Annotated in this window: 6 protein-coding genes; all 6 read left to right on the top strand. The window is 55.9% G+C overall.

Features of this window, described 5'->3' with window-relative positions:
• Positions 1-950, top strand: a 950-nt coding sequence (locus AC0Z2B_RS19050; RefSeq protein ID WP_476298712.1) for a bacteriophage T4 gp5 trimerisation domain-containing protein, incomplete at its 5' end; no start/stop codon positions are given.
• Positions 947-1,393 carry a hypothetical protein gene (locus AC0Z2B_RS19055; protein WP_476298714.1) on the top strand — a complete coding sequence of 149 codons (447 nt, stop codon included), beginning with the start codon at positions 947-949 and terminating at the stop codon, positions 1,391-1,393. The genes AC0Z2B_RS19050 and AC0Z2B_RS19055, both read left to right, overlap by 4 nt.
• Positions 1,344-2,378, top strand: a complete 1,035-nt coding sequence (locus AC0Z2B_RS19060) for a hypothetical protein (RefSeq protein ID WP_476298716.1) — start codon at positions 1,344-1,346, stop codon at positions 2,376-2,378. Before AC0Z2B_RS19055 ends, AC0Z2B_RS19060 begins: the two co-directional genes overlap by 50 nt.
• 1 nt (position 2,379) lies before the next feature.
• On the top strand, positions 2,380-3,327 hold the full coding sequence (locus AC0Z2B_RS19065; protein ID WP_476298718.1) for a PoNe immunity protein domain-containing protein: 948 nt from the start codon (positions 2,380-2,382) through the stop codon (positions 3,325-3,327).
• Positions 3,328-3,373: 46 nt separating this feature from the next.
• On the top strand, positions 3,374-4,543 hold the full coding sequence (locus AC0Z2B_RS19070) for a hypothetical protein (protein WP_476298720.1): 1,170 nt from the start codon (positions 3,374-3,376) through the stop codon (positions 4,541-4,543).
• Positions 4,544-4,545: 2 nt separating this feature from the next.
• Positions 4,546-5,487 carry a PoNe immunity protein domain-containing protein gene (locus AC0Z2B_RS19075; RefSeq protein WP_476298722.1) on the top strand — a complete coding sequence of 314 codons (942 nt, stop codon included), beginning with the start codon at positions 4,546-4,548 and terminating at the stop codon, positions 5,485-5,487.
• Positions 5,488-5,597: the final 110 nt, after the last annotated feature.

Raw genomic sequence — 5,597 nt, forward strand, 5'->3', positions numbered from 1 at the left:
CGGTGGTCAGCGGCTGCCTGTACCACGCTGAAAACAAGGCGCCCTACGACCTGCCCGCCAACAAGACCCGTAGCGTGTTCAAGACCATGAGCAGCCCCGGCGGCGGTGGCTTCAACGAACTGCGCATTGAGGACAAGAAAGGCCAGGAACAAATCTTCATCCACGCCCAGCGCAACTGGGACGAGAACATCGAGCACAACCAGAGCATCCGCGTGGGCAACGAGCGGCATGACACGGTCGAGGCCAACAGCTACAGCCACTTCATGGCCGAAGAACACCGCACCACCCTGGCCGACCGCAAGGTTGAGGTGAAGGTGGATGACCACCTGAACGTGGGCAACAACCAGCACATCAAGCTGGGCGTGGCGCAGTTGACCGAGGCTGGGCAGCAGATACACGTCAAGGCCGGGCAGAAGCTGACCCTCGAGGCCGGCCAGGAAATCACCGTGCAGGCGGGGAGCAGCTTCATCAAACTCGATGCCGGCGGCATCACCCTGGTGGGCGCGCAGATCAAGGCGAATGCGGGTGGGGCGGCGGGTGTGGGGAGTGGGATATCCCTGCTGGCGCCGGGGCTGCCGGGGGCGGCGGATGCGGACAAGGCCGGCGCGGTGATGACCGGCGCCGTGGCCAACCCGACCTGGCTGGAACTGAACCTGCACCACAAGAACCTGGAGCCTGTGGCCAACGCCACCTACCGTGTCGAATTCGCCGATGGCTCCGTCAAGGAAGGCAAGCTCGACGAAAAAGGCTACGCGCGCCTGGACGATGTCCCTGCGGGCCCGACCAAAGTTCACTACGGCGAGGACCCCAGCACCTTCACCCGCACCACCATCGCCGCCGCCGACACCACCGACGACGACCTCGATGCAGACCTGCGCACGCTGGGCTACGACCCGGCCCAGGTTGATTTACAGGCAGTAGCCGAACACGTTTCAGGGAGAACCGCATGACAGCAGCAGTCGCTGCGGCCGACGCCGCCACCAAGGCCGCCTACAAGGACGCCGCCATCCAGATCAGCAAAGGCATCGCCCTTGGCGCCGTGCCCGCACTGGGGCAGGCCATCGATGCCTACGACACCGTGGAGTCGTGCATCACGCTGTACAACGCCGATACACCCGATGCCAAGGAAGAAGCCGAGTTTGACCTGATATTAGCCTTGATCGGCTGGATTCCGGGGCCCGGGGATGGGGTGAAGAAAAGCTTCAGGCTGGTGAACCGCGACCCGGAGCGCTTCGCGCCGGTGCTGTTTGATTTGCTGCGTTTCATCCTCAGTGAATGCGGGATCAAGACCAGCCCGGAGGTGTTGCTGGCAGAGGTGTTCAATGCCGAGGATGCCGAGGCTGATGGGGATTGTCGAGAAGCGGTTGTTGAAGTGGAAGAAGGTGCAGCGTAATAGTTCGGCTGCTTCGAGTGGCTCCGAGAAGCCTGCGGCGCACCCGAAACCTGCGGCGAAGGATGCGGTCGTAGCATCGGAGGGGTGTGATGGGGGTAGCACTACGCACACTAATCACAGTGACAAATCAACGCTTGGCCAAAGAATATTGTCGGAGCTTTCTAACGAGGTATTAGGGGTAATTGGCGAACATATCGCTGATTATATTTGCGCAGAGCAATTTGGCTGGGGCAAGGACTGGGAGGCACATGACAAAGGGGCTGATGGGCGTTGGACTGAAGGAACGCCAAGCCTTTCAAAAATGGGAAAACTTTCGAAGGGCGGAGACCCCAAGGCCCAGCATATTCTCTATAAGCTCACAGATCCCGCGAATGGCACTGGTATCGACTCGGTGTGGCGAGCAAGCCCTGCAAACAATAACGGGAAAAAATTCGCTATTATTGAGGCAAAGGCCAGTCGAAAAGAAGATAGCCCAAAATTTCTGAAGAAAACAAACAATACCCGCAAGCCCTCGGTGCGTTCGACAATCGGAGTTTCTGGGATAGCGGATATAAGCGAATTACTGGAACCGACTGACACAGATAGCGGCCAAGCAAGCTCGAATAGTATACCAGCCGGATCGGGCAAGCGAAGACTTTCACAGCCAGCGCCGGATACTAGAAGCTCAACTTCAGAAACTCGACAGATAGTAGTGCAGATGAGCAAGCAATGGATTGAAAAAAACTTGTCGAAAGCGGTCGGCGCTTTCAATAAAGAAGCCGTCCAAGCATCGTACAGCCGCCACCTTTTTTATGCCCCCATCTATCATCCGAGTGGCAGTCCGAAAGACCACGCCTTGGCGGCGAGGACGGGCAACGATGTGAACCATGAAAATCACGATGCATTCCATTATGATGAAGTAGAAGTAAAAAAGGCCGTGAACAAAAAGAAAAAGGCACTCGCTGTCAAGCACGGAAACCAGTCATCACTAGCAGTGGAACAATAAAATGAAACGGCGGCAGGTCTTTCTCACCGAATCGGTCTACAAAAAACTCGCCTCTCACTATCGAGGCGTTGAGGCATTCTGGAGCAAAACACCTCTAGACTCTGATTCTAAGGAAGAGGAGAATTCCTTAAAAGCACAGTCGATTCTTAGCGCTTCCGTTAGTGGGTTAATACTGGAGTACACAGCAGGCACCGAGATTCATGACTTAAACCCACTACTTGAAAATGTAATCACCAAATACGAAACCTTCCAAAAAGCACTTGCCGCCTATGAGGGCGTTCAGAATATTTCACCACTGGCAATTGGTGACTGGCTGGACCAATACGAAGAATGCGTTCAGATCATGAGCATCTGCATTCTGTTAGACCGTAATGATCTGTTAGCGCGTTTTGTCCCCTTGATTGACAACGCTGGTTACGCAGGGAAAGACGCGCTCTACGAGGACTTACTCGCAAAGGTCCTTCCTCACAGGACGGACGTTGACACTTGGTATCATTTAGTTTACTCAAAGCTGCTTTATGCCATATATGCAGAAACACCGCAAGAATCCTCAGACTTGATTGATCAATACTGTAAGGAATGGTACCCAGCTTTTGCCCAAGCGCCTTGGCACGATACTCATCTCGTAGAAGAGGAGGGAGGGTATTTTGGGTACTGGTCATTTGAAGCAGGCGCGATTGCATATCTTTACGGTATAGATGACAGCCAGATAAATCACATGGTCTACCCAAAAGACCTCGTACAGTATGCACGAGAAACTGGAAGACGCGATAACCCCGGGGAAGCGTTGAAAGTTTATGCCGGTGGCAACTGCCCACGATCGGGATTTTGGTACACCCCTGCAAAATCCAACTCAAAGCGCTTCTTTAGCCTAGGTGAGTTTATGCCTGAGTTCAAAGATTCATCATGGGGCGCAACCATCTGGTACTGGTCCGGAGAAAAGGAATAACACGCGCGGGCCAAAACCTACGTGAAAATTGGTCAAAGGAACCTACATGACCCAAGCCGTACCCGAGGAGTCAGTCGATTACTCACACCTTTTGGACGACATCGACCAGTACATCGCCTTGCTGCGCATGCCCTACCTGAATCAGGAAATCCAAGCGTTCGACACTGCCCAGTCAGCCATACGCGTACTACACGCCAGCAGCGATCAGACAACTACCGAAGCTTGCTGTGACCTGCTGTTCGCCTTGATTGGGTGGATGCCTGGCGTTGGAAATGAACTTAAGGCTTGCCTTCGCCTGGTTAACCGCCTACCACAACGCTTTGCAAAGCACTGGTTCGACATGCTGCGTTTTGTGTTGCAACGCGCGCGCGTGAAGACTAGCCCTGAAGCATTGCTGGCTACATGCTTCGATGTACGCCATTTGCGCCACAGCCTGCAGGATGTATCCCAAGCAATGCCAAACTCGGCCAGCTGGAAGAGCCTGACCCAGGATGATCGGGAAGGCGCTGCCCTGGGGTTGGGGGTAGCCCTGTCGCGTTTGCCCCAGCGGCTTGAAGAAGTGACCAAGCGCATCGCGAATTGGAACCGCATTCAGCGAAACACGTCAGCCGTCGACTATGACCGCAGCCTTCGCGCAAGCAGGCCCAAGCCAGGGAGCATCGACGCCCGTGTGGGTAGTGACGGTGTGGACGGCGGAGAACCCTGCAGCATCAACCAGATTGCCTGCTCCAATCCGGGCGTGCGAGAACTGCAGCATTTCCGTAAAGAGTTGCGCTTCTACCTGGCAGCTTTAGCTCTGGAGTGGGGCCCGGATTGGGATAGACCTGGGGTAGAAGTTCCTCCGCCGTGGAAGGACGATGAACCTTGGCAAAAAGCCAAGGCGCTGGCCAGCGGCGAACGCGGTTGGCTGGAACTGAACCTGCATGATCACAATCTTTCGCCCATTCCTGGGGCCGCGTACCGGGTGGAATTTGTTGACGGCACCTTCCGGGAAGGCGTTCTCGATAGGCAAGGCCATACTCGTCTAGAGGACCTGCCTGTGGGGGATGCCAGGGTGTATTACGGTGAGGACCCTCGTGCGTACCACCCCCAACTATTCAAATTTCTACCACCAGACAGCGAGTGCCTCGCCGATGAGGTTCGCTTATTGGGGGTTGATCCCCTGGAAGTGGATTATTACGAACTGGTGTCCCAGGCCTGCCGACGGATCGAATGAAGATGGCACTGCAAATCCCCCCAATGACCATTCGCCGACGACAGCCTTTTCTGAGCCAGCAGCAATACGATAACTATCGCGAACATTTCAATAGCGAAGAAGCGTTCTGGAACATCCATAAGTTCGAGTCAGACAGCCCCGAACAGGAGGCGTCCTTGCGAGCTCGCCATTTTGTAAGGTCGGCACTGAACCGTATTAGCCTGTTCTACACGGCCGGCGTGGAGCCTGAGCTGATTGGCGACTGCCTGGAAGACCTGGTTCGCAAGTATGAGCGCTGCCAGCGCAACATGGCCATTTATGAAGAGTGCCCGGAGATCTCACCCTTAGCGTTGTGTTACTACCCGGACCAGTTCGAGGAATGCGTGCAAGTCATAAGCTTGTGCATTCTGCTACAGCGCACTGATCTGCTGCCCCGCTTCGTCGCCCTGTTCGATCGTGCTGGTTACCATGGCGAAGACGCTTTGTTGGAAGCGTTACTCAAACACTATCTCCCTGAAAGGCAGGAGATTGACGAGTGGTATCACGGCCTTTATACCCCGCTTATAGAGGCCATACACGCCACCACCACGAATGCGGCAGACGCATCTTTGAAGGAGTATTGCGAGCATTGGTATAGCCATTTTACCCACGCGCCTTGGAAGGACATTCACCTGGGCGGTGAAGAAGGAGGGTATGTGGGTTACTGGGCATTTGAAGCGGGTGCCGTGGCGTACCTTTACGGCATGGATGATTCTGCCATTGACCACATGGTATTCCCCAAGGACCTGGTCGAGTACGCACGTCGCGAGGCACCACGACCTGCAAGGTCGCTACCCACGGTAGAGGTGCCTGCTAGCGCTGCGCCCCTGGAACGGCAACGACTGCCGTTGCGCAAGACCTTGATCTGCCTGGCAATCCTTGGTGCGGGCTGGAGGGCGTTGAAGCGGCGACTTTTGCCTGGTTGAATGCATTTGAGCCTCCCCGTAGCAGCTGCCGCCAGGCTGCGTCCGCCCCCCCCCCCCACGCGGGGGACCGGGAGAAATGCGGCCGCGGGCGGGCGGCCGGGGGGGCGGGG

It is taken from the genome of Pseudomonas sp. GYB4201 (assembly GCF_056312595.1).